This window comes from Streptomyces polyasparticus, from assembly GCF_014493765.1.
GTDB lineage: Bacteria > Actinomycetota > Actinomycetes > Streptomycetales > Streptomycetaceae > Streptomyces > Streptomyces polyasparticus.
In genome coordinates, this window is record NZ_JACTVJ010000025.1 from 120287 (window position 1) to 144168 (window position 23882).

Genomic DNA, 23882 nt, shown 5'->3' on the forward strand with positions numbered 1-23882 from the left:
CGGAGTCCCCTGTGGGGCGGCTGCGGTACGGGCAATTGGCATGTCCGGAACCGGAGTTATCCACAGGGGAAACCGGAATTCGCTGATCCGGTGCACTCTCGTGGCATGACGCAACGCAACGAACCCACAGCACCCGGTGACCTCTCGATGCCCATGGTCACCCTGCGCACCGCCGGTGAACTGGCGGACGCACTCCCGTACTTCATGGGGTACCACCCCTCGGACAGCCTGGTCCTGGTCGCGCTCCAGGGCGACCGTGGACAGTTCGCGGGGCGGGTGCGGCTCGGGATTCCCGGGCAGGCGGAGGACTGGGAGTTCATCGCCCAGGAGCTGCCGCGCTGTCTGGTGCAGGAGGTGGAGCGGCGGGCGGGCGGTGAGCGCCCCGATGCTGTCATCGCGTACCTCTGTCGCGAGCCGGGCCCCGGCGAGAGCGGGCGCCAGGTGATGGAGAGCCTGCGCCCGCTGGCCGACTCCCTGCTCGCCACCTGCCGGGACCTCGGGCTGAATGTTCTGGAGGCGCTGTGCCTGTCCGGGGACCGCTATTGGTCCTACGCGTGTACGGAGGCGGGTGAGGACTGCTGTCCGCCGGAAGGCCGGCCGATGCCCAGGCCCGGCACATCGGTGATCGCGGCGTCGGCGACCTTCGCGGGGATCCAGGTCCGCGGTACGCAACGGGAGATGGAGGCACGGCTCGCCCCGCTGACGGGCCCGTCGGTGGCGTCCCAGGAGGAGGCCATCGACGACGCCGTGGGGGAGGCGCTGCCGCGGCTGATGGGCGGCGACGGGGAGCGGGAGTTCGCGGCCGGCACGTTGTTGGTGATCAGCGGCATGATCGCCCGCCTGCAGGACGGGCCGCCGCCGCGCTCGGCGCGCGAGGACGAGTGGGACGACCGGCTGCTCACCGACGCCGAGGTGGCCCGTGCTCTCGTGGGCCTGCAGGATCCCGAGACCCGTGACCGCGCCACGCTCTGGATGGACGGGCTGCAGGCCGCTGCCGCACTGCGCCTGTGGCGTGCGCTTTCGCGGCGCTGCGTCGGGGTGTACGGGCCGTACGGCGCCGCGGTGCGCACCCTGGCGGGATGGGCGGCCTGGTGCGTGGGCGATCCCACGGAGGCCCGGATCTCGCTGGAGATGGCGCTCGCCGTGGAGCCGGACTGCGGTCTGGCCGACGTGCTGTATCGGGCGATCGGTGCGGACATGCCGCTCGAGGCGATGCGTGCGGCGCTGTGCAGCAGCATGGCCGCGTACGCGCCGCTGCACCTGCCGACGGGTGTGTGGCCGCCGGTGGGTGTGCTGGTGAGTGAAGGGGTGCTGGTTCAGGGGGAGTTGTTCGGACTGGGTGAGGTGCGCGAACTGGACAGGGCGGGTGAGGCGGACGAGGCGAATGGGACGGGTGGCCCAGCGGAGGTGGCGGATGGTGACGAAAGTGGGGCCTGCGGCCGTGCGGCCGCGATGAGGCGACACCCTTCAAGCCGGCGGAGGGTACCTGCCGGGCGGCGTCCGAAGCCCGGTCCTGCGCGGACCGTTCCACGCCAGCGGCGGGGTGCCGAGGACGGGGTCACGGGCCAGGGTGAGCGCGAACCTGGGGGCCGGTCGTGACCTGTGCGCGGCGAACGGCGCCTGGATCCTCGCGCTTCGGTGTCGTGCCGGTCGGACGCTCGCCTCGCTGTGGTGCGTCCGCCGGACGCTCGGCTCTTCCTGTCGTGTCCGCAACCAGTGTCCTGGGCCCTGCCCGTGACCCCGGGCGCCGCCGCTCCGTTCACCTGAGTGGCGCAAGCCGTTTGTCCGGCGGGTTGCGGCCGGCGGGGCAACGGCCGTGCCGGCGGCGCCGGTTGCGAAGGGTTCGGCGCCCGTCCCCGTCGAACCGTCCGGTGCTGCCACACCGCCCGCCCCTCTCGCTCCGGCCCGAGAAAGCGAAGAAGCCAGCTGCCATGTCCCTATCCGTGCCGTCTCATCCGACGCGGGCGGAGAACCCGGCCGCCCCCCGCCGACCCAGTCCGACCGCACGCCCCACGCCCGGCGATGGTCCTGGAGCCGCGCCCCGTGCCGCGCGGCAACTGCCTCCCGTGCACGCCTCGTTGATCTGCGTGGCCATGCCAGGCCTCGCGATCTCCTCCGAACACGGCCAGCTGACCGGTCACGGCCTGGACGGCATTTACCGGGCGGGCCGGCGTCTTCTGTCCCGCTGCCATCTGCGGATCGCCGGCCGTGAACCGCTGGCCGTGCAGGGGCGGCTGCTGTCGGCGGACCGTGCGCGTTTCGTCGCCGTCGTACGGCATATCGACGGGAGCGGGCCCGACCCGGTCGTCACCGTGGAGCGCATCAGGGATGCACAGGGCATCGAGCGCATCACCCTGCACAGCTCGGCCCCGCGAGCGCTGCGCCTTCCCGTGGAGCTCGCGCTCGCCACCGACCTCGCCGAGCTCGGAGCTGTCGCCTCGGGCAGTGCGGGGCCCGAACTGGCCGCCAGCGTCTACGACTCGGGGCTGCGCTGGTCCTCGGGCACGGACCACGCGGTGGTCTCGGCCGACCCCGCACCGCAGGACGCCCTCGCGTCCGCGGGGCTGCTGCGCTGGGAGGTCGAGCTGCCGCCGGGCGGCAGCCGCAGCATCGAACTGTCCGTGCGCCTGGGCGGCACGAGCGCGCTGCGCCCGGCTGCCCAGACCGCGCACGCCCCGTTCTCGCCGGCCCAGGCGGAAGGCGACGATCCCGGAGCGGCAAGGCTCCTCGCCACGTGCATCGACGATCTGCAGTCCTTGCTGCTGCGTGACCCCGCCCATCCCGCCGACATCCATCCCGCGGCCGGCGCACCCTGGCGCTGCGGGCTCGCGCCCGCCGAGGCCCTGGCCACAGCCCGGATGACACTGCCCCTCGGCACCCGTCTCGCCGTCGGCACCCTGCGCACGCTCGCCCGTACCCAGCTCGGCGGCGACGGCCCGGACGCGGGCCTGATCCCCGGACCCCTGCGGGACGCAGGGCCGCATCTGCCGCCCGGCAGCACCGGTGTCGAGGCCACCCTGCTCTTCCCCGTACTGCTGGCCGAGGCGCTGCGCTGGGGCCTGCCGGAGGAGGAAGCGCACGAGCTGCTGCCCGCGGCCGAACGCTGTCTGCGGTGGCTGCGCTCGGCCGTCGCGGGTGGCGGCTATCTCGCCGATCCGGTCCCGGGCGGTCCGCTGCGCTGTGAGACCCAGGCCCATGCGCACCGGGCGGCGCTGCTCGGGGCCGATCTCCTCGAGCTGTACGAGCGGCCCGGTGCGGCTCAATGGCGGGACTGGGCAGCCGAGTTGAGGCAGGCCTTCCGGCGGGAGTTCTGGATCGATGACCTCGGTGGCGGCCGCCCGGCCGCGGCCCGCACCGCCGACGGACGGCTCGTGCCTCACCTCGGCAGCGCGGCAGCCCATCTGCTCGACACCGGGCTGCTCGGCGGCGGCGTGCCGGCGCCCGGCCTGCTCGACCGGGTCCAGACCGAGCAGCTCGCCCGGCTCTTCGGCGGGCCCGCACTCGACTCGGGCTGGGGGCTGCGCAGCCTCGGGGCGAAGGAGGCGGGGTACAACCCGTTCGGGCACCGAGGGGGAGCGGTCCGCGTCCACGAAACCGCCGTCGCCGTTGCCGGGCTCTCGGCGGCGGGCTACGAGAAGGAGGCGGGCGCGCTGCTCGGCGGAGTGCTCGCCGCCGCCGAGGAGTTCGGCGGGCGGCTGCCCGAGATGTACGCGGGGGAGCAGCGCGTGGCGGGCGGCGCGCCCCTCCCGCATCCGGCGGCCTGCCGGCCCGCGGCGGTCTCGGCGGCCGCGGGCATCCATCTGCTCCTCACCCAGGCGGGCATCCGCCCGGACGCGGTCAGCGGCACGGTCTCCCTGGCCCCCGTCGGCAGCGCACCCCTGGGCGAGCTGAACCTCACGGGCCTGCGCATCGCGGGAGCCCCGTTCGCCGTACGCATCAGCCGCCTCGGCCTCGCGATGGTCGAGCAGGCGGGGGAGGGGTTGCAGCTCGGGGTGCGTACGGGGGGTGGATGAGGGTGGAGTGCCCCGCCGCGCGTGACAGGCGGGGGACCCGGGGGCTGCCCGGTACGGACTACGGACTACGGGCACCATCGGACACGTGCCGAGTGGGCAGGTGGGCCGGGCTCGCAGGGGGCGGCCCGGCGGAACTCGTCAGGGGTCCGGTACCCCCGTGGGGTTCCGTCCGGCGGGCCTTGTCAGGCGACTCGGGGCTCGCGTGGAGATCGGCCTGGCGGATCTTGTCAGGGGTCCGGTACCCGCCGTGGGTCCCGCCTGGCGGGCCTTGTCAGGCGACTCGGGGCTCGCGTGGAGATCGGCCTGGCGGATCTCGTCAGGGGGTCGGTACTCGCATGGGGACCGGCCCGGCGGCGCTCGTCATGCGGCCTGGGCCGGGCATTGGGTGGCTGGCGGTCTTCGGTGAGTGGCTCGGGTCCTGCTTGGGGTGGCCGGCGGTGCTAAGCGGGTGGCCCGGACCCTGCATCGGGGTGGTCGGCTGTGCTGAGCAAGCGGCCCGGACCCCGCATCGGGGTGGCCCCGCGGTCTTCGGCGGGTGGCTCTGGCCCTGCTTGGGGTGGCCGGCGGTCCTAAGCAGGCGGCTCGGGCCCTGCTTAGGTGGCCAGCGGTGCTAAGCGGGCGGCCCGGACCCCGCATCGGGGTGGCCCCGCGGTCTTCGGCGGGTGGCCCCAGGCGCGGCATCGGGTACCTCGGTGGGCGGCCCGGACCTGCGCCGAGTGCGCCTGGCCGGTCCGTCCATGCGTCCCGCACCGACCTCGCCCGGCCGGTCCCGTCTGGCGCATCCGAACCGGGTGTTTATCGTCAGCCAGACGACTATGATCGCGTCATGTCGCCCTACGACCCGTCGGCCTACCCGCCCTTCGCCGTCACCGTCGACCTGGTCGTCCTGACCGTGCGTCGTCACTCGCTGTGCGCTCTGACGGTGCGCCGCGGGGAGCCGCCCTTTCAGGGACGGTGGGCGTTGCCGGGCGGATTCGTGAAGGCCGACGAGGATCTGGCGGCCGCCGCGGCCCGCGAGCTCGTGGAGGAGACCGGCCTCTGCGTGCATGATCCGGCCGCCCCCGAATCCGCGGGCAACGGTGCGCATCTCGAACAGCTGGGCACCTATGGCGACCCGCAGCGCGACCCCCGTATGCGCGTGGTGAGCGTCGCGCACCTCGTCCTCGCCCCCGACCTGCCCGCACCCCGCGCGGGCGGCGACGCCAACAGCGCGCGCTGGTCACCCGTCGAGACCTTCCTCGACCAGGACGGCGAGCAGGGCAGTCTCGCCTTCGACCACGCGCAGATCCTCGCCGACGGAGTCGAGCGGGCCCGCTCGAAGATCGAGTACTCCTCGCTGGCCACGGCCTTCTGCACACCGGAGTTCACCGTCGGTGAGCTGCGCAGGGTCTACGAGGCGGTCTGGGGCGTGGCCCTCGACCCCCGCAACTTCCACCGCAAGGTCACCGGCACGCCCGGCTTCCTGGTGCCCACGGGCGGCACCACCACCCGCCAGGGCGGCCGCCCGGCCCAGCTCTTCCGCGCCGGCGGCGCGACGCTCCTCAATCCGCCGATGCTCCGCCCCGAGGTCTGAGCGGGCGGTCCGCCGGACCGCCCCTGGCCGCCCGCCGCCGGCCCGCCCCCGGCCCACCCGCGCGCACCTTGCCCGGCCCGCCGGCGCCCCCGCCCCCGGGCCGCCCGCGCACCCTCGCTGAGCCCGCCCGCGCCCCCGCCCCCCCGGCCCGCCCGCGCACCCTGCCCGCCCGCGCACCCCGCGCCCGGCCCATCCGCGCGCCCTCGCCGAGCCCGCCCGCACGCGGCCACCCACCCGCCCGCACCCTGGGCCGCGTCCTCCTCCGTACGCGGCCACCCACCCGTCCGCACGCGCGAGCGACACCGCCCGTACATACGACCGAGCCACCCCCGACACCGTCGCCCACTCCTGCCCAAAAACGGCCAAATATCCCGTTATCGTGCTGAAGGTACCCAGGGCCCCGACCGCCCCCCGCCCCGCGCGCGAGAGAAGCGATGATCCAGGCCACCGGACTGACCAGCAATCCCAAGAAGGACCTGCCGCCCACGATCGACGACGTCTCCTTCGAGGCGCGCGCCGGCCGGGTCACGGCGTTGCTCGGCGCCGTTCCGGCCGAAACCACCGAAGTGCTGCGGCTGATGCTCCAGCTCAAGCCCGGCCGCGGGGTGACGTACTTCCGCGGCAGGCCCCTGAACCGCATCGCCCACCCCTCACGCGAGGTCGGCATCCTGCTCGGCGACGTCCCGGGCCACCCGGCCCGCACGGTCCGCGGACAGCTCCGCATGCTGTGCGCCGCGAGCGGTGTCCCGGCCACCCGCGCCGACGAAGTCCTCGAAGTGGTCGGCCTGGTGAGCCTGCGCGACGAACGCCTCGGCACGCTCTCGCGCGGCATGGACCGCCGCCTCGGCCTCGCCTGTGCCCTCCTCGCCGACCCGCACACGCTCGTCCTCAATGCCCCCACCGAAGCCCTCTCGGCCCGCGAAGCCGCCTGGCTGCATGCGATGCTGCGCGCCCACGCCCAGCAGGGCGGCACGGTCCTGTTCACCACGTCCGACCCCAAGGAAGCCGCGCGCACCGCCGACCGTGTCATCACGCTCGAGCAGGGCTGCGTCGTCGCCGACCAGGACGCCGCCGAGTTCGCCCGTACCCGGCTCCGCCCCCGCGTCGCCATCCGCTCCCCGCACGCGGCCCGTCTCTTCGCCCTGCTGTCCAAGGAGGCCAGGGTCGCGCGGCGTTCCGTGGAGGTCGTGCGCGAGGAGGGCAACCGTCTGTCGGTCTACGGCAGCAGCACCGCCGATGTCGGCGAGACCGCGTACAAGCACGGCGTCCTGCTGCACCAACTCGCCGACGAACTGGGTGACTCGGGCCCTCCGCCCCCGCCGCAGGAACGCCCGTCCACCGACGCGCACCCGACCCCGGCGAAAGCGGCACTCGCCCACCCGACCCCGTCGAACGCGGCACCCATCTACCTGGCCCCCGCCCACCCCGCCCACGGATCCTCCGCCCACCCGGCCCCCGCCCACTCCACGCACGAGCCCTCCGCCCACGAGACCCCCACTCACCCGACCCCGCCCCCCTCGCCCCCTGCGCCGACACCCCCCACCGCCACCCCCGCCGAAGCGAAGGCAGCACTGGAGACGGCGAAGGCGGAGGCCGCGACCGCCCCCTCGCACAACGAAGACCAGAAGCAGTCGGAAGCGGACAGCAAGCCCGACAGAACCGAGAAGGAGAACGTCAACTCAGGCCCCCAGCCGGTCACTTCAGGACTGCCGCTCCACCCCCTCCCGCCCCCGATCACCGTCCACCCCGCCCGCTCCCCGCTCCGCCCCCTGCGGTACGAGCTCCGTAGGGCCGCCGGCATCCCCACGGGCTACCTGACCGTGGCTTTCGTGCTCGCCGTCTCCGCCCTGCTCTCCGTGATCCTGGCGCGCTCCGGGCACACCCCGCTGCCCCGGCTCCTCGCGGCCTGGCCGTACGACCTGCCGCTCCCTCCCGCGGCGCTCGGCGCCGGGCTGCTCGGCGCGCTGTCGTTCGGCGACGAGTTCAAGCACCCCGCGCTCGCCGCCGACCGCGGCACCGTCCCGCGCCGCCTCGGGCTGCTCCTCGCGAAGCTCGTGGTCTGCGCCGCGACCGCGCTGCTGATCGCGGCCCTCGTCCTGGTCTGCGACGCCGCCCTGCTGCATGTCGTCTACGGGGAGGAAGTGACGCGGCTGCCCTCCGACTGGCCTTCCCTCACGGCGAGTTGGCTCTGCCTCGTCACCGGCTGCTCCTGGGCGGGTCTGCTCGCCGCGGGCGTCTTCCGGTCCACCGCGGCCGGACTCGCCGCGCTGCTCGCCGTACCGGTCGTGCTGGTCCCCGTCGTGCAGAAGGCGCTGGAGGGCCCGGCCGTGCGCACCGCTGCGGGACTGCCCGCGCGGCTGCGTGATCTCGCGCTCGTGCAGTGGCCGATCGGCACCGAGCGCTATGTGGCCGGTGCGGTGCGAATGCTGGCCCAACCCATCGCGTTCACGCTGGCGTTGAGCCTCGTGGCGCTGATGGCGGCGTATCTGCTCACGTCGATGCGCAGCCGCGTGCGCTAGCCGCAGCACACCGTGCGGCGGCCGTCGGAGGACCCGAACTCCCGCTGCCGATAGCAGAACAGAACGGTCCTTCGGTCCGATCGACCCACAACACCCAGGTAATGCCGCTTTCTTTACGATAAGGCGTCAATTGCGGCAAGGTAAGCGATCACCCTTTCGTGTGCTTTTCACCAAAGACCTCAAGGGGGTTGGGGACCGCGCCGACAAAGGATCCGTGAGTACCCTTGCGCACACCATGATGACCGCCGCCCGCTCCGCCGACTCCGGCCTCGCCGGACCGGGCGAAATCGACCGCTACCCCTACGCGGAGACGCCCGGCGTCGACCGTGTACCCGCACCGGCCTGGGAGGGCCACGAGCAGGATCTCGGCCGCGTCGGCCGGCGTGCGGCCGGCAGCCGCGGACGCGGCCTGCACGGTCAACTCGTCCAGCAGCTCGGCCAGATGATCGTCTCCGGCGACCTCGGCGCGGACCGTCCGCTGGTCCCCGAGGAGATCGGCCAGCGTTTCGAGGTGTCCCGCACCGTCGTCCGCGAATCGCTGCGCGTCCTGGAGGCCAAGGGCCTCGTGAGCGCCCGCCCCAATGTCGGTACGCGGGTGCGGCCGGTCAGCGACTGGAATCTTCTCGACCCGGACATCATCGAGTGGCGGGCCTTCGGACCGCAGCGCGACAGCCAGCGCCGCGAGCTGACCGAGCTGCGCTGGACGATCGAGCCGCTCGCCGCCCGCCTCGCCGCGGGCAACGGCCGCGACGAGCTGCAGCAGCGCCTCGCCGACATGGTCGAGATCATGGGCCACGCGCTCGGGCAGGGCGACGCGCTCACCTTCACGCGCGCCGATGCCGAGTTCCACTCGCTGCTCATCCAGCTCGCGGGCAACCGCATGCTGGAGCACCTCTCGGGCATCGTCTCGGCCGCGCTCCAGGTCTCCGGCGGCCCCCTCACCGGCTGCGACCGGCACGGCGAGGCCGCGCTCGGGCACCACGGCCGGATCGTCGACGCCCTCGCGGCGGGCGACGGGGTAGCCGCCGAGAACGCGATGCGTCAACTTCTCACGGTGCACCCGGACGTGGAGCGCGTGGTGCCGGCGCCCCGCGAGCACTGACCGAGGATCTCCGATCACTGATCGTTGATCTTGTTTTTCCGTCTCTTTCGTTTCGCAGCCGCCGGACCCGGGCCGGTTCGCACCGGGTCCGGCGGCTGTTTGCGTGGGTGTATGTCCGCTTCTAAGCGTTATCACCGGTTACGCGGTGTGACTCGGGCCACGAAGATTGGGCGTAACGCTCAGCGTGGCAGCGCGATGACCTAAGAGGTGACTGCCGAGGAAGGAATACAGCAGCCGGTTGTGGTGCTGTGTGAGCTCCGCGGATCGCCCGCCTCGCCGTCGGCCATCCCCAGTCGGCGGACGTCGGCTCCGAATCCACAGTGGACGGAGCCGGAAGCCGTTTTCCATCGTTCCGAGAGGTTGTTCGTGTCGGCCAGCACATCCCGTACGCTCCCGCCGGAGATCGCCGAGTCCGCATCTGTGATGGCGCTCATCGAGCGGGGAAAGGCTGAGGGGCAGATCGCCGGCGATGACGTGCGTCGGGCCTTCGAAGCTGACCAGATTCCGGCCACTCAGTGGAAGAACGTTCTGCGCAGCCTCAACCAGATCCTCGAGGAAGAGGGTGTGACGCTGATGGTCAGTGCCGCGGAGTCGCCCAAGCGCACCCGCAAGAGCGTCGCAGCGAAGAGTCCGGCCAAGCGCACCGCTACCAAGACCGTCGCCGCCAAGGCCCCGGTGAAGAAGACCACCGCGGCCGCGACCGCCGCCCCCGCCGCCGAGGTCGAGGCCTCCGTCGAGGACGACGCCCCTGCCAAGAAGGCCGCAGCCAAGAAGACGGCCGCGAAGAAGACCGCCGCCAAGAAGACGGCGGCCAAGAAGACCACCGCCAAGAAGACCGCGGGCAAGAAGGACGACGAGCTGCTCGACGGCGACGAGCCGGTCGAGGAGCCGACCGCGGGCAAGGCCGGCGAGGAGGAAGAGGGCGAGGGCGAGTCGAAGGGCTTCGTGCTCTCCGACGAGGACGAGGACGACGCTCCGGCCCAGCAGGTCGCCGTCGCCGGTGCCACCGCCGACCCGGTCAAGGACTACCTCAAGCAGATCGGCAAGGTCCCGCTGCTCAACGCCGAGCAGGAGGTCGAGCTCGCCAAGCGCATCGAGGCCGGCCTGTTCGCCGAGGACAAGCTGGCGAACGCGGACAAGCTCGCGCCGAAGCTCAAGCGCGAGCTGGAGATCATCGCCGAGGACGGCCGCCGCGCCAAGAACCACCTCCTGGAGGCCAACCTCCGTCTGGTGGTCTCGCTGGCCAAGCGCTACACCGGCCGCGGCATGCTCTTCCTGGACCTGATCCAGGAGGGCAACCTCGGTCTGATCCGTGCGGTCGAGAAGTTCGACTACACCAAGGGCTACAAGTTCTCCACGTACGCCACCTGGTGGATCCGTCAGGCGATCACCCGCGCCATGGCCGACCAGGCCCGCACCATCCGTATCCCGGTGCACATGGTCGAGGTCATCAACAAGCTCGCGCGCGTCCAGCGCCAGATGCTCCAGGACCTGGGCCGTGAGCCCACCCCGGAGGAGCTGGCCAAGGAGCTCGACATGACCCCTGAAAAGGTCATCGAGGTCCAGAAGTACGGTCGCGAGCCGATCTCCCTCCACACCCCCCTGGGTGAGGACGGCGACAGCGAGTTCGGTGACCTCATCGAGGACTCGGAGGCCGTCGTCCCGGCGGACGCCGTCTCCTTCACGCTCCTCCAGGAGCAGCTGCACTCCGTCCTCGACACGCTCTCCGAGCGCGAGGCGGGCGTCGTCTCGATGCGTTTCGGTCTCACCGACGGTCAGCCGAAGACCCTCGACGAGATCGGCAAGGTCTACGGCGTGACGCGTGAGCGCATCCGTCAGATCGAGTCGAAGACCATGTCGAAGCTGCGCCACCCGTCGCGTTCGCAGGTCCTGCGCGACTACCTCGACTAGGTCTCACCGAGGTTCCACGAGGCCTGACGAGGCTTTACACAGACGAGCCCGGCACTCCCGCACCGCGGGGGCTGCCGGGCTCGCCGCTTGTCGGCTCCTGGCCGCTGCGGTCCAGGTCGCGCCCCTTGTCGTACTGAATGACGCTGAGCGTAATCATGACCACGCAGAGTCAGGAGTGCGCATGCGTCGATCTCTGAGCAGGCGGCTTTCGACCGCTGCCGCCCTGGTGGCGGCGGCTGTCGCGGCACCGCTCGCCGCCCCGGTTCCCGCGGCGGCCGACGGTGTGGTGATCGGCGGCAGTCCCGTGCAGGTGTCCGACAGTCCCTGGGCCGTGGCGCTGGCCAGCCGTGACCGGTTCGGAGGTACGCGTGCCGGACAGTTCTGCGGCGGCGCCGTGGTCTCGCCGACCACCGTGCTCACCGCCGCGCACTGTCTCAGCATGGAGGTGCTCGGCGCCCCTCTGGAGACCGTCGACGATCTGCACATCATCGCCGGGCGCAACGATCTGAGGGCGGCGGGCGGCCGTGAGGTGGCGGTGCGCAGCGTCTGGGTGAACGAGGAGTACGACTCGTTCACCAACGCCGGGGACCTCGCGATCCTCACCCTGGACAAGCCGCTGCCGAAGGACCACGTCATCGCCATGGCGCCCGTGGGCGACCCCGCCTACGAGGCGGGCACACGCGCCCATGTGTACGGCTGGGGCGACACCACAGGGCAGGGCGACTATGCGCGCTCCCTGCGGGCCGCCAGGGTCCAGGTGCTGCCGGACACGGCCTGCGAGGCGGCCTACCCGGGGAACGCCGACGGCACGTATCTGCGCGGCGTGATGCTGTGCGCGGGCGAGCTGGAGGGCGGCAGGGACGCCTGCCAGGGCGACAGCGGCGGGCCGCTGGTGGCCCGTGGACGGCTGATCGGCCTGGTGTCCTGGGGGAGCGGCTGCGGTCAGGCCGGCAGCCCCGGCGTCTATACGCGGATCAGCGAGCTGGTCGCCAGGCTGACGCAGTAGCGGCAGCGGCCTTGCCCCAAGCGGGCAAAGTGAAGGGCGGGCAACCCCTGTGGGGGTGCCCGCCCTTCCTCATTGACCGGCCTGGCCGGCGCTGGCTCGCTCGTCGTGGATGCGAAGTGTCAGCGTTCTTCGGTGTCGGCGACTGCGGGAACAGCCGTCAGCCGCTCCGTCTCATCCTGTATCTCAGCGGAGATCTTCTTGAGCTCCGGCTCGAACTTGCGGCCGTGGTGGGCGCAGAAGAGCAGCTCTCCGCCGCTCAGGAGTACGACGCGCAGATACGCCTGGGCGCCGCAGCGGTCGCATCGGTCAGCGGCCGTCAGCGGGTTCGCTGGGGTCAGAACAGTAGTCACGTCGCCTCTTCTCTAGCTCGACGAGCTGTCGTACCAGGGTCAACATCCAACCAGCCCGAAAACGTTCCCGCTCGGGGCTTGGACTCGAAAATTTCTTCTCGAGTGGTCGGCTGCAACCGGGTGGCGGCGAAGGTGCCGTAGTGCTGGCTTGCGGCTTACGGGTTCGCTTGTCTGCCGAGTTGCTTGTCGTGTCCTGTAGTCGGTTGTTCGGCTGGCCTGCCTGGTCCTTCCCGCCCTGGCTGGACGGGTTGTTCATGAGGACGTGCCCGGAGCCTAAATGGTTCATGCCTGGTTGGGAACGTGATATCCGCATCACCCCTTCGAGGGATCGAACAGGCATGCGACTCTGCACTAGTCTGTCGTCAGCCGAGGGTGGCGTTACATCGGCTCTACCAGGCCTCGGTACCCTCTGACGCGGTACTCGGTACCGGACCCCGGCATCGGGGCCCCAAATGAAATTCAGCGAGGAGCGAAACGCGTGACCGCCGAAACGTCCGTGACGTCCACAGCGCTGCTGAGCGGAGCAGACCGGGACGGTTCCAACTACACCGCGCGGCACCTCCTCGTCCTCGAGGGACTCGAAGCGGTCCGCAAGCGCCCCGGCATGTACATCGGCTCGACCGACAGCCGCGGCCTGATGCACTGCCTGTGGGAGATCATCGACAACGCGGTCGACGAGGCCCTCGGCGGCCACTGCGACCGCATCGAGGTGATCCTGCACGAGGACGGGTCCGTGGAGGTCCGTGACAACGGGCGAGGGATCCCGGTCGACGTCGAGCCCAAGACGGGGCTCTCCGGCGTCGAGGTCGTGATGACCAAGCTGCACGCCGGCGGAAAGTTCGGCGGCGGCTCGTACGCGGCCTCCGGCGGTCTGCACGGTGTGGGCGCCTCCGTGGTGAACGCACTGTCGGCGCGGCTCGACGTCGAGGTCGACCGCTCCACCGTGCACTCGATCAGCTTCCGCCGCGGTGTCCCCGGCTCCTTCGAGGGCGAGGGGCCCGACGCGAAGTTCACGGCAGGCAGCGGCCTGACCAAGGGCAAGCGCGTCCCGAAGGGCCGTACCGGCACGCGGGTGCGCTACTGGTCGGACACGCAGATCTTCCTCAAGGACGCCAAGCTCTCCCTGGAGAACCTGCACCAGCGCGCCCGTCAGACCGCCTTCCTGGTGCCCGGTCTCACGATCGTCGTGCGCGACGAGCGGGACCTCGAGGGCGTGGGCAAGAGCGAGGAGACCTTCCGCTTCGACGGCGGCATCAGCGAGTTCTGCGAGTTCCTCGCGCCGGACAAGCCGATCTGCGACGTGCTGCGGCTGACCGGCTCGGGCACCTTCAAGGAGACCGTCCCGGTCCTCGACGAGGTCGGGCACATGACCCCCACCGAGGTCACCCGCGAGCTGGGCGTGGACATCGCGCTGCGCTGGGGCACGGGTTACGACACGACGGTGAAGTCCTTCGTCAACATCATCGCCACGCCCAAGGGCGGCACCCACGTCACCGGTTTCGAGCGCTCGATCACCAAGACGGTCAACGAGGTCCTGCGCTCCGCCAAACTCCTGCGCGTGGCCGAGGACGACATCGTCAAGGACGACGCCCTGGAGGGCATGACCGCGGTTGTCACGGTGCGCCTGGCCGAGCCGCAGTTCGAGGGCCAGACCAAGGAGGTGCTCGGCACCTCGGCGGCCAACCGGATCGTGGCCAATGTGGTGGCCAAGGAGCTCAAGGCCTTCCTGACCTCGACCAAGCGGGACGCCAAGGCGCAGGCCCGCGCGGTCATGGACAAGGCGGTCGCCGCCGCCCGTACGCGCATCGCGGCCCGTCAGCACAAGGAGGCGCAGCGCCGTAAGACCGCGCTCGAGTCCTCCTCGCTGCCGGCCAAGCTCGCGGACTGCCGCAGCGACGACGTGGAGCGCAGCGAGCTCTTCATCGTCGAGGGCGACTCGGCGCTCGGTACGGCCAAGCTCGCGCGGAACTCCGAGTTCCAGGCGCTGCTCCCGATCCGCGGCAAGATCCTCAACGTTCAGAAGGCGTCCGTCTCGGACATGCTCAAGAACGCCGAGTGCGGCGCGATCATCCAGGTCATAGGAGCAGGGTCCGGACGGACCTTCGACGTGGACGCCGCGCGCTACGGCAAGATCATCCTCCTGGTCGACGCCGATGTGGACGGCGCGCACATCCGTACGCTGCTGCTCACGCTGTTCCAGCGGTACATGCGGCCGATGGTGGAGGCCGGGCGGATCTTCGCCGCGGTGCCGCCGCTGCACCGGATCGAGCTGGTCCAGCCCAAGAAGGGCCAGGACAAGTACGTCTACACGTACTCGGACAACGAGCTGCGGCAGACGATCCTGGAGTTCCAGCGCAAGGGCATCCGCTACAAGGACTCGATCCAGCGCTACAAGGGCCTCGGCGAGATGGACGCGGACCAGCTGGCGGAGACCACGATGGACCCCCGCTTCCGTACGCTGCGGCGGATCAACATCGGTGAGCTGGACGCCGCGGAGCAGGTCTTCGACCTCCTGATGGGCAATGACGTGGCACCGCGCAAGGAGTTCATCACCAGCTCCGCGGCCACGCTTGACCGCTCGCGGATCGACGCCTGACGATCGCCGGCACCGGTGGGCCCCGCCTCAGGTGGGGCCCACCGTCCGTGGGGGAGGAACAGGGTGTACAGGATCGTCGCGCGGCTGTGGCGGATGGTGCGGCCGTGGCAGTGGCGGATCATGTGGCTCGCGCACGCCAAGTTCACCGTCGGGGTGACCGGGGTGGTCCGGGACCGGCAGGGCCGGGTGCTGTTGCTGCGGCACCGGATGTGGCCGCGCGACCGGTGCTGGGGGCTGCCCACCGGGCATGCGGCGCGGGGTGAGGACTTTCCCGGGACCGTGGTGCGCGAGGTCAAGGAGGAGACCGGCCTCGACGTGGTGACCGGGCAACTGGTCATGCTCAACAGCGGGTTCCGGCTGCGGGTCGAGGTCGCGTACGAGGCGGAGCTCACCGGCGGGACGCTGAAGATCGACTCGTTCGAGATCCTCGAGGCCGGGTGGTTCGACCCCGATGCACTCCCCGAGGCGCTGATGCCCGTGCACCGCGAGCTGATCCACCGGCGGGTGGCGGTCTGAGACCTGATCCACCGGCGGGTGGCGGTGCGAGACCTCGGCGCTCCACCCTGGGGTGGAGCGCCGTTTTCCACCCGGGTTCCACCTGCACTCCGATCCTGTGACCTGCCCTTTTCCCTACTTTCGAAGACAGGGAGAAGGCAGGGACAAGGGACAGGGAGGACACCATGTCGGAGATCGCCAATGGACTGCTGCTCATCGGGGTCGTCGCGCTCATCGTGCTGAGCCAGTTCAAGGCGCGCCGGATCGCCGACGAGCGGCGCTGGTGGGTGCTGCCGGTCGTGCTCGCGTTCGTCGCGGCGGGCAAGCCGGATCTGCTCGGGGACGGGCAGACCGCGGGGGCCGCCGCGCTGCTCGCGGTGGACCTGGTGCTCTCGGTGGCGATGGGCGCGCTGTTCGCCCGTACGACCGAGGTCTGGCGCGCGGACGACGGCGCCGCGTGGACCAAGGGCACCAGGCTGACGCTCGCCGTGTGGGCGGGCGGTATCGCCGCCCGGGCCGGGCTCTACGGGATCGGTGCCGCCTTCGGCGTACGGCAGAGCAGCGCCGCCCTGGTCCTGGGGCTGTCCGCGATGCTGCTCGCGCGGGCGGGGGTCCTGCAGTGGCGCACCCGCACGTACCGTGAGGCCGTCGGTTTCCCGCACGCCGCGTGGAAGGACCACATGTGACCCGCACCAGTTGGCTGCGCTGGCCCGCGCGCGAGTCGCTCACCCGCGAGCGGCTCGGCCGGCAGCGTCTGCTGCTCGCGTGGTGCGGGCGGGTGGCCATCGCGGGGTTCGTGCTGTGGAACGTGATCAGCGAACCGGCCTCTCCCACGTGGGCGAGCGCCGTCGACGTGGTGGTCCTGCTGGTCTGTGCCGGCGTATGGCAGCTGTATCTGCGCACCACGCTCGACCACGTGCTGGGGCCCTCCCTCGCCCTGCTCGCCGTCCTGGTCGGCGGCGCCATCGGCGCCCAGGCGGCGGGGATGGAGACCGTCGGCATGGGGGTGTGGTGCGCGGCGATCGTGCTGGCGCTCAAGCGGCTGCCGCTGGCCGTCGCTCTCGGCTCGGCCGTCCTCGCGTACGGGGGGTTCGTCCCGGTCTCCGAGAGCTCCTGGACGCGCACGCTGCTGACGGCGGCCACGTTCTGCCTGGTCGGGTACGTGCTGCGGCTCGATGCCGAAGGGCGGGGCAGGGAGCGGCAGTTGATCGAGCAGGAGCGCGCCGCGCTCGCCGCCGAGGCCGAGTCCGCCGCCCTCACCGAACGCGCCCGGATCGCCCGCGAGATCCACGACGTGCTCGCCCACAGCCTCTCCGCGCAGCTCGTGCACCTGGAGGCCGCCCGGCTGCTCGTCGAGCGCGACGCGCCCAAGGAGCAGGTGCTCGCACGTGTCGTCGCCGCACGCGGGATGGCGCGCGAAGGGCTCGCGGAGACCCGGCAGGCGCTCTCTGCGCTGCGCGGCGACATGGCGCCCGTGGAGCACTTCCTGCGGGCGCTCGACGACGTGGAGGTGGAGGTCACCGGCACCCCGCGGCTGCTGAGCGCCGAGGCCTCGCAGACCGTACGAAGGGTCGCGCAGGAGGCGCTCACCAACGTGCGCAAGCACGCGCCCGGCGCCTCGGTGCGGCTGCGCTTCTCGTACGAGGAGGGCGAAGCGGCCCTGGAAGTACGGGACTTCGGAGGCGCTCGGCCCGATGGCGAGCTGGCCGCGACCGGCAGCGGATACGGTCTGCGCGGGATGCGCGAGCGCGCCGAACTGCTCGGCGGATCGCTCGAAGCGGGACCTGTCGAAGGTGGAGGCGGAGGGTTCGTGGTGCGGCTGCGGGTGCCGGAATGAGCGCGGGCGACGAGCGCGATACGCGTACGGGCGACGAGCGCGGCACAAGCGTGCGGGTCGTGGTCGCCGACGACCAGACCGTGGTGCGCGAGGGCATCGTGATGCTGCTCGGGCTGCTGCCCGGCATGGAGGTGGTCGGCGCGGCGGGGGACGGCGAGGAGGCCGTGCGCCTGGTGGCCGAACTCGCCCCGGACGTGGTCCTCATGGACCTGCGGATGCCGCGCATGGACGGGGTCGAGGCGACCCGCCGTATCCGCGCGGAACACCCCGGCACCCAGGTCGTGGTGCTCACCACCTACGCCGACGACGAGTCGCTCTTCCCGGCCCTGAAGGCCGGAGCGCGGGGCTATCTCACCAAGGACGCCGGGGGCGACGACATCGTGCGGGCCGTCGAGGCCGTGATGTCCGGCGACGCCGGACTCGCTCCCCAGGTCCAACTGCGGCTTCTGGAGCGCCTCTCGGAGCCGGTGGCGCCCGCAGGGCCGCCCGCCGAGCTGCCCGACGGGCTCACCGCCCGCGAGGCCGAGGTCCTGGCCCATATCGCCGATGGGCGGACCAACAACGAGATCGCCCGCGCCCTCCAGGTCTCGACCGCCACGGTGAAGACGCACATCAACAACCTGTTCGCGAAAGCCGGCCTGAAGGACCGTACGCAGGCCGTGCGCTATGCCTACCGGCACGGGATCGCCGAACCGCCCGGCCGCTGAGGTCACTTTGGTCACGCTTCACCTGATGGAGTGAACAGATCAGCCAGAAGTGTCCGGGATCTTCCCGGTCCGCCCATCCTTGGGCACGCGGCCAAACCGGCCACGGACAAGGAGAGTTCGGTGGAGAAGCACGACGGGCGGCGGACCGGACAGATCCGGTTCGACGACCCCTGGTACGACGCACTGGCCTCGGGCTGGGGTGAGCTGGACAGCACCGGCGCCCCCGCATCCGCGCCCGCACCGCCCGCGCCGCGGGCCGCGGAGCAGCGTCCCGACGCGGCCAGTATCTATCTGGAGGTGCAGGCGAGCGCCGCCTTCCAGGAGGTGCGCAGCAGGTACCGCCGCTTTGTGATCCCCGCGGTCATCGCCTTCTTCACCTGGTACGTCGCGTACATCCTCGCCGCCACCATGGCGCCCGGGTTCATGGCGCAGCCCGTGGCGGGCGCGGTGAACGTGGCGATGGTCGCCGGCCTCGGACAGTTCCTCACGACCTTCCTGCTGACCTGGGCGTACGCCCGCCATGCGCGGCTGCGCAGGGACCGGGCCGCGCTCGATCTGCGCTGGGACACCCAGGAACTGACGCGGGGGGTCGGGCGTTGACGGGCGATCACCAGACACTGGCGCTGCTGCTCTTCTGCGCGTTCATCGCGGTCACGCTCGGGATCACCACCTGGGTGAGCCGCAACCGGCACGGCAGCGCGGAGGAGTTCTACGCGGGCGGCCGGCTGTTCTCGCCCATGGAGAACGGTTTCGCCATCGCGGGCGACTACATGTCCGCCGCTTCCTTCCTCGGCATCTCCGGACTCATCGCCCTGTACGGCTACGACGGGCTGCTCTACTCGGTCGGCTTCCTCGTCGCCTGGCTGGTCGTCCTGCTGCTCGTGGCCGAACTGGTGCGCAACTGCGGCCGGTTCACGCTCGCCGACGTGGTTGCCGCGCGGATGAGCGAGCGGCCCGTACGGATCGCGGCCGGCACCTCCTCCGTCACCGTCTCCGTGCTCTACCTGGTGGCGCAGATGGTCGGCGCCGGCAGTCTCGTGGCGCTGCTGCTCGGCGGCACGAGCGAGGCGGCCCAGTCCTGGACCGTCATCGGAGTAGGCGCCCTCATGGTCGTGTACGTGTCCCTCGGCGGGATGCGGGCCACCACCTGGATCCAGATCGTCAAGGCCGTGCTCCTGATGGGCGGCGCGATCGCGCTCACCGTGCTGGTCCTGGTGCGCTTCCACGGCGACTTCAACGATCTGCTCAACTCGGCCGCGGACAAGAGCGGTTACGGCAAGGACTTCCTCGCGCCGGGCCTGCGCTACGGCGGCGACTGGACCGCGCGCCTCGACTTCATCAGCCTCGGTCTGGCGCTCGTGCTCGGTACGGCGGGTCTGCCGCACATCCTGTCGCGCTTCTACACCGTGCCCACCGCACGGGCCGCGCGCCGGTCCGTCGTCTGGTCGATCGGTCTGATCGGCAGCTTCTACCTGATGACGATCGTGCTCGGCTTCGGTGCGGCCGCGATCGTCGGCTCCAGCGAGGTCAAGGCGTCCAATGCCTCGGGCAATACGGCGATCCCGCTGCTCTCCCTCGATCTGGGCGGCGGCGCGGGTTCAACGGGCGGAACGGTCCTGTTCGCCGTCGTCGCCGCGATCGCCTTCGCCACGATCCTCGCGGTCGTCGCCGGCATCACGCTCGCCTCGTCGGCCTCGGTCGCGCACGACCTGTACGCGTCGCTGCGGCGCCGGCACGCCAAGCCGCGCAGCGAGGTCGCGGTCGCGCGGATCGCGGCGGTCGGCATCGGCCTCACCGCCATCGGACTCGGGCTGCTCGCACGGGACTTGAACGTGGCGTTCCTGGTCGGTCTCGCCTTCGCGGTGGCCGCGTCGGCGAACCTTCCGGTGCTCCTGTACTCGCTGTTCTGGCGCCGCTTCACCACCCGCGGCGCGGTCTGGTCCGTCTACGGCGGGCTGATCCCCGCCATGCTCCTGGTGATCTTCTCGCCGGTGGTCTCGGGCTCACCGACCGCGATGTTCCCCGGCGTGGACTTCCACCTCTTCCCCCTGGAGAACCCCGGCCTCATCTCCATCCCCCTCGGCTTCCTGGCCGGCTGGGTCGGCACGGCCACGTCGCCCCAGGGCCCGGACAAGGCCAAGCACGCGGAGACCGAGGTGCGCTCGCTGACGGGTGCGGGGGCGGTGTGAGCCTTCGCGTTATCCCCTGGCCCGGGTACGCGGGGTCGCACTAGCTTGCTGTGATGATCGACCTACAAGTCCGGCACGAGTCCGGGACATCGTGGCGCGGGCGGGCGGGGTCGCGTGGGAGACCCTCGCCGGTCTCGACGCCACGCGCTTCCCGATGCTCGTCGGCATTTGTCACCGGTACGTGTGGTTCCTCGGCGACTGATGCGGGGCGGCGCGTGGATCCTGCGCTCGGACGGCTACAGGCTCGCGGCCCACTCGTAGCGGTGTTCCGGGCGGCCCGTGTCGCCGTATTTGAGGCCGAGGCGGACGCGGCCCGTGCGTTCCAGGAGCTTCAGGTAGCGCTGGGCGGTCTGGCGGCTGAGGCCCGTGCGGTCGGCGATCTCCGCGGCCGAGAGCGGGCCTTCGGCCGCCATCAGGGCGCGGCGGATCAGCTCGGCCGTCTCGGGGGAGTGGCCCTTGGGCAGCTGCAGTGAGGTGTCCGTGGACAGGGCGCCGAAGATCCGGTCCACCTCGGACTGTTCGGCCTCGCCGCCACCGTCCAGGGTCCGCCGCAGCGCCGCGTACGCCTCCAGACGACCGCGCAGACCCGCGAATGTGAACGGCTTGACCAGGTACTGCAGCGCCCCGAGCCGCATCGCCGCCTGCACGGTCGCCACGTCCCTCGCGGCGGTCACCATGATCACGTCGGTGCGGTCGCCGCGCTCGCGCAGCCGCCGTACGACCGAGAGGCCGGTGTCGTCCGGCAGATAGTGGTCCATCAGGATCAGGTCGATCGGCCCGGCGGACTCGATCCGCTCCAGGGCCTCGGCCGCGGTGTGCGCCTGTGCGGCCACGCGGAAGCCGGGGACCTTGTCCACGTAGGCGGCATTCACCTTGGCGACGCGCAGGTCGTCGTCCACGACCAGGACTTGGATCATCGTGTTTCCCCGATGGTGTGCGTGCGGCCCGCTGTGCTCTGCCCGCCGACCTTCGTGCGCGGCGTCTCGTCCCGCAGCGCCTCCGGCAGTACGACGGTGAACTCGGCGCCCCCGTCGGCCGCGTCGTCCACCCGCGCGGTGCCGCCTTGGCGCTCCGCGAGCCTGCGGACCAGGGCCAGGCCGATCCCGCGGCCGCGGTGGGCCGGGGACTCCTTGGTGGACCAGCCCTCCGTGAAGATCAGCTCGCGCTTCTCGGGCGGCACTCCCGGGCCCGAATCCCGTACGCGCAGGACGACCTCGTTGCCCTCGGTCCGCACCTCGACCGCGACCTCGGCCCGGGTGCTGCCGGTCGCGGCGTCCAGGGCGTTGTCGACGAGGTTGCCCGCGATCGTCACCAGATCCTGAGGTCCCACGAGGCGGTCGGGAAGCAGCGTGCCCGCGCACAGCCGCAGCGTGACCCCGCGCTCGGAGGCGACGGTGGCCTTGCCGACGAGCAGCGCGGCGAGCAGCGGATCGTGGATCTTCTCGGTGATCTGCTCGGCGGTCACGCGCTGGGCCCCGGCCGCTTCGCCCACGAACTCCACCGCGTCCTCGTACATCTCCAGCTCCAGGAGGCCCAGGAGGGTGTGCAGATGGTTGGCGTGCTCGTGGTCCTTGGCGCGCAGGGCGTCGATCAGGCCGCGGGTGGAGTCCAGTTCGCGGCCGAGCTGTTCCAGTTCGGTGCGGTCGCGCAGGGTCGCCACCGCGCCGCCGTCGTGCGTGGGCATCCGGTTGGCGATCAGGACGCGCCGGCCCCGTACCGTCACCAGATCGGTGCCGGTCACCCGGCCCGCGAGCACATCGGTGGTGCGGCCCGCGCCGAGCGCCTCGTCGAGCGGCTTGCCGACGGCCGCGCCACCGAGCCCGAGCAGCCGCTCGGCCTCGTCGTTGAGCAGCCGGATCCGGCCGTGGCGGTCGAGGGCGACCACCCCTTCGCGGATGCCGTGCAGCATCGCCTCGCGCTCGGCGAGCAGCGCCGAGATATCGGAGAAGGCCAGGTCACGGGTCTGCTTCTGCACCCGGCGCGAGATCAGATAGGCGGCGAGCGCACCGACCGCGAGAGCGCCCCCCGCGTACGCGAAGAGGCCGGGGATCGCGTTCAGGAGCCGGGCCCGCACGCTGTCGTACTCGATGCCGACCGAGACCGCGCCGACGATCGCCCCGCTCTCGTCGCGCAGCGGCACCTTGCCACGGGCCGAGCGCCCGAGCGTGCCGTTGTCGATCTCCATCACATCGCGGCCCGCGAGCGCATCGCTCGGGTCGGTGGAGACGACCTTGCCGACCTGCCGCGGGTTGGCGTGCGACCAGCGCACCCCGCGGCGGTCCATCACCACGATGTACTCGGCGCCCGTGGCCGCACGGATCCGTTCGGCCTCCTCCTGCACCGGGCCGTCCGCGGTGGGCCGGGTCCGCTGCAGATCCTCGGCGATCCGCGGCGCCGCGGCGGTGGCCTCCGCGATCGCGAGCGCCCGGCGCATCGCCTGGTCGTCCATCTCCTTGCCGAGCGGCGCCAGGAAGAGACCGGTCGCGAGCACGGCCACACCGGCCGCGATCCCCAGCTGCATCAGGAGCACCTGCGTGAACGCCTTGCGCGGCAGGCCGAGGCGCGGTCTGCGCAGGCGCCGGCGCGTGCTGCCGGAAGCGGAGGGGGTCATGGGCACAAACGGTACGGCGGCATCGGCCCGGCGCCGAAACGCGCCGGGGTGTGCTGTGAGCGGGCTCACGTATTGTCCTGGGGCGCGGGGCGGGTTGGGATGGCGGTATGCCGAGCCGAACAGAGCAGTCCGCAGGCCACCGCTTCGCCGGCCGGGTCGCCGTGGTCACCGGGGCCGCCTCCGGGATCGGTGCGGCCACCGCGGAGCGGCTCGCCGCCGAGGGCGCCGCCGTCGTGCTCACCGATGTCGCCGCCGAGCAGGGCGCCGACGTCGCCGAGCACATCCGCGGCAAGGGCGGCCGCGCCGGTTTCGTACGGGCCGATGTGTCCGATCCCGCCGACTGGGAGCGGGTGGCCGCGGCCGCGCACTCCTTCGGGCCCGTCGGGGTCCTGGTCAACAACGCCTTCACGGTCGAGGTCGCTCCCGCGCACGAGCTCTCCCTTGAGTCCTGGCAGCGGCAGCTCTCCGTCAATCTCACCGGTGCGTTCCTGGGCTTCAAGGCGCTGCTGCCCGACCTGCGCGCCGAGCGCGGCGCGGTGGTCCTCACCTCGTCCGTCCATGCCCACAAGGGCATCCCGGGCCACCCTGCCTACGCGGCCGGCAAGGGCGCGCTGCTCTCGCTCTGCGGTCAGCTCGCGGTCGAATACGGGCCAGAGGTGCGCGTCAACTGTGTGCTGCCCGGCCCGATCCTCACCGCCGCGTGGAACCGCGTCGGCGAGGAGGACAGGGCGCGCAGCGTGGCGGAGACGGCGGCGGGGCGGTTCGGGACGCCGGAGGAAGTGGCGGCGGCGATCGCCTTCCTGGCGGCGGATGAGGCGGGATATGTCACCGGGGCGAGCCTGGTGGTGGACGGTGGGTGGAGTGTGGTGAAGGGGTCGGCTTAGAAGTGTCGGGGTGTCGGCGGCACCAATGGCCGTATACGGGAGGGAAGTTGAGGACTCGGGTCCAGTCGAGCCTTCAGCCCCTCCGCCCC

Annotated in this window: 18 protein-coding genes; 15 read left to right on the top strand and 3 right to left on the bottom strand. The window is 71.8% G+C overall.

What is annotated here, in order from left to right:
• Nucleotides 1–105 precede the first annotated feature (105 nt).
• The 7 genes from H9Y04_RS38125 to H9Y04_RS38155 all read left to right on the top strand — a co-directional run bounded on the left by H9Y04_RS38125 (nt 106) and on the right by H9Y04_RS38155 (nt 12124).
• Entirely contained in the window at nt 106–1599 is a 1494-nt protein-coding gene (locus H9Y04_RS38125; protein ID WP_187818786.1) for a DUF4192 domain-containing protein, read from the top strand.
• 494 nt (nt 1600–2093) lie between these two features.
• On the top strand, nt 2094–4013 hold the full coding sequence (locus tag H9Y04_RS38130) for a glycogen debranching N-terminal domain-containing protein (protein WP_236071983.1): 1920 nt from the start codon (nt 2094–2096) through the stop codon (nt 4011–4013).
• 826 nt (nt 4014–4839) lie between these two features.
• The gene (locus H9Y04_RS38135) at nt 4840–5586 is read left to right on the top strand and encodes an NUDIX hydrolase (protein ID WP_187818788.1); all 747 of its coding nucleotides are present in this window, start codon (nt 4840–4842) and stop codon (nt 5584–5586) included.
• A gap of 434 nt (nt 5587–6020) precedes the next feature.
• Nucleotides 6021–8105: an ATP-binding cassette domain-containing protein gene (locus H9Y04_RS38140; protein WP_187818789.1), complete on the top strand. Its 2085-nt coding sequence runs from the start codon at nt 6021–6023 to the stop codon at nt 8103–8105.
• A 214-nt stretch (nt 8106–8319) separates the two neighbouring features.
• A complete protein-coding gene (locus H9Y04_RS38145; RefSeq protein ID WP_187818790.1) occupies nt 8320–9207 on the top strand; it encodes a FadR/GntR family transcriptional regulator in 888 nt (295 codons plus the stop codon).
• 366 nt (nt 9208–9573) lie between these two features.
• The gene (locus tag H9Y04_RS38150) at nt 9574–11118 is read left to right on the top strand and encodes an RNA polymerase sigma factor (protein ID WP_187818791.1); all 1545 of its coding nucleotides are present in this window, start codon (nt 9574–9576) and stop codon (nt 11116–11118) included.
• 181 nt (nt 11119–11299) lie between these two features.
• Nucleotides 11300–12124 carry a S1 family peptidase gene (locus H9Y04_RS38155; RefSeq protein WP_187818792.1) on the top strand — a complete coding sequence of 275 codons (825 nt, stop codon included), beginning with the start codon at nt 11300–11302 and terminating at the stop codon, nt 12122–12124.
• Between the two features lie 119 nt (nt 12125–12243).
• On the opposite strand, the gene H9Y04_RS38160 is transcribed toward H9Y04_RS38155, so the two are convergent.
• Complete coding sequence (locus tag H9Y04_RS38160; RefSeq protein WP_165332145.1) at nt 12244–12474, bottom strand: DUF7455 domain-containing protein; 231 nt, start codon at nt 12472–12474, stop codon at nt 12244–12246.
• 478 nt (nt 12475–12952) lie between these two features.
• Here H9Y04_RS38160 and H9Y04_RS38165 point away from each other — a divergent pair, with 478 nt between their 5' ends.
• The 7 genes from H9Y04_RS38165 (at nt 12953) to H9Y04_RS38195 (ending at nt 20298) form a co-directional block, all read left to right on the top strand.
• Entirely contained in the window at nt 12953–15070 is a 2118-nt protein-coding gene (locus tag H9Y04_RS38165) for a DNA gyrase/topoisomerase IV subunit B (RefSeq protein ID WP_187818793.1), read from the top strand.
• A gap of 63 nt (nt 15071–15133) precedes the next feature.
• Complete coding sequence (locus tag H9Y04_RS38170; protein ID WP_187818794.1) at nt 15134–15586, top strand: NUDIX hydrolase; 453 nt, start codon at nt 15134–15136, stop codon at nt 15584–15586.
• A 164-nt stretch (nt 15587–15750) separates the two neighbouring features.
• Complete coding sequence (locus H9Y04_RS38175; protein ID WP_187818795.1) at nt 15751–16251, top strand: DUF1453 domain-containing protein; 501 nt, start codon at nt 15751–15753, stop codon at nt 16249–16251.
• Nucleotides 16248–17402: a sensor histidine kinase gene (locus H9Y04_RS38180; RefSeq protein ID WP_187818796.1), complete on the top strand. Its 1155-nt coding sequence runs from the start codon at nt 16248–16250 to the stop codon at nt 17400–17402. The genes H9Y04_RS38175 and H9Y04_RS38180 overlap by 4 nt, the downstream gene beginning before the upstream one ends.
• Entirely contained in the window at nt 17399–18109 is a 711-nt protein-coding gene (locus tag H9Y04_RS38185) for a response regulator transcription factor (RefSeq protein WP_187818797.1), read from the top strand. The genes H9Y04_RS38180 and H9Y04_RS38185 overlap by 4 nt, the downstream gene beginning before the upstream one ends.
• Before the next feature lie 120 nt (nt 18110–18229).
• Nucleotides 18230–18709: a DUF485 domain-containing protein gene (locus H9Y04_RS38190; protein ID WP_308801708.1), complete on the top strand. Its 480-nt coding sequence runs from the start codon at nt 18230–18232 to the stop codon at nt 18707–18709.
• Nucleotides 18706–20298 carry a monocarboxylic acid transporter gene (locus H9Y04_RS38195; RefSeq protein ID WP_187818798.1) on the top strand — a complete coding sequence of 531 codons (1593 nt, stop codon included), beginning with the start codon at nt 18706–18708 and terminating at the stop codon, nt 20296–20298. The genes H9Y04_RS38190 and H9Y04_RS38195 overlap by 4 nt, the downstream gene beginning before the upstream one ends.
• Nucleotides 20299–20534: 236 nt before the next feature.
• On the opposite strand, the gene H9Y04_RS38200 is transcribed toward H9Y04_RS38195, so the two are convergent.
• Together H9Y04_RS38200 and H9Y04_RS38205 are read right to left on the bottom strand one after the other, a co-directional pair.
• Nucleotides 20535–21215 (bottom strand): response regulator, encoded by a 681-nt coding sequence (locus tag H9Y04_RS38200; RefSeq protein ID WP_187818799.1) that lies wholly within the window; start codon nt 21213–21215, stop codon nt 20535–20537.
• A complete protein-coding gene (locus tag H9Y04_RS38205) occupies nt 21212–22909 on the bottom strand; it encodes a sensor histidine kinase (RefSeq protein WP_187818800.1) in 1698 nt (565 codons plus the stop codon). The genes H9Y04_RS38200 and H9Y04_RS38205 overlap by 4 nt, the downstream gene beginning before the upstream one ends.
• A gap of 107 nt (nt 22910–23016) precedes the next feature.
• On the opposite strand from H9Y04_RS38205, the gene H9Y04_RS38210 reads away from it, so the two are divergent.
• On the top strand, nt 23017–23793 hold the full coding sequence (locus H9Y04_RS38210; RefSeq protein ID WP_187818801.1) for an SDR family NAD(P)-dependent oxidoreductase: 777 nt from the start codon (nt 23017–23019) through the stop codon (nt 23791–23793).
• The last annotated feature ends 89 nt before the right edge of the window (nt 23794–23882 follow it).

Coding starts and splice junctions, on each gene's coding strand:
- H9Y04_RS38200 (WP_187818799.1), bottom strand. CDS start 21,215: ATGATCCAAGTCCTGGTCGTGGACGACGACCTGCGCGTCGCCAAGGTG.
- H9Y04_RS38175 (WP_187818795.1), top strand. CDS start 15,751: ATGTCGGAGATCGCCAATGGACTGCTGCTCATCGGGGTCGTCGCGCTC.
- H9Y04_RS38135 (WP_187818788.1), top strand. CDS start 4,840: ATGTCGCCCTACGACCCGTCGGCCTACCCGCCCTTCGCCGTCACCGTC.
- H9Y04_RS38185 (WP_187818797.1), top strand. CDS start 17,399: ATGAGCGCGGGCGACGAGCGCGATACGCGTACGGGCGACGAGCGCGGC.
- H9Y04_RS38140 (WP_187818789.1), top strand. CDS start 6,021: ATGATCCAGGCCACCGGACTGACCAGCAATCCCAAGAAGGACCTGCCG.
- H9Y04_RS38155 (WP_187818792.1), top strand. CDS start 11,300: ATGCGTCGATCTCTGAGCAGGCGGCTTTCGACCGCTGCCGCCCTGGTG.
- H9Y04_RS38205 (WP_187818800.1), bottom strand. CDS start 22,909: ATGACCCCCTCCGCTTCCGGCAGCACGCGCCGGCGCCTGCGCAGACCG.
- H9Y04_RS38125 (WP_187818786.1), top strand. CDS start 106: ATGACGCAACGCAACGAACCCACAGCACCCGGTGACCTCTCGATGCCC.
- H9Y04_RS38130 (WP_236071983.1), top strand. CDS start 2,094: ATGCCAGGCCTCGCGATCTCCTCCGAACACGGCCAGCTGACCGGTCAC.
- H9Y04_RS38210 (WP_187818801.1), top strand. CDS start 23,017: ATGCCGAGCCGAACAGAGCAGTCCGCAGGCCACCGCTTCGCCGGCCGG.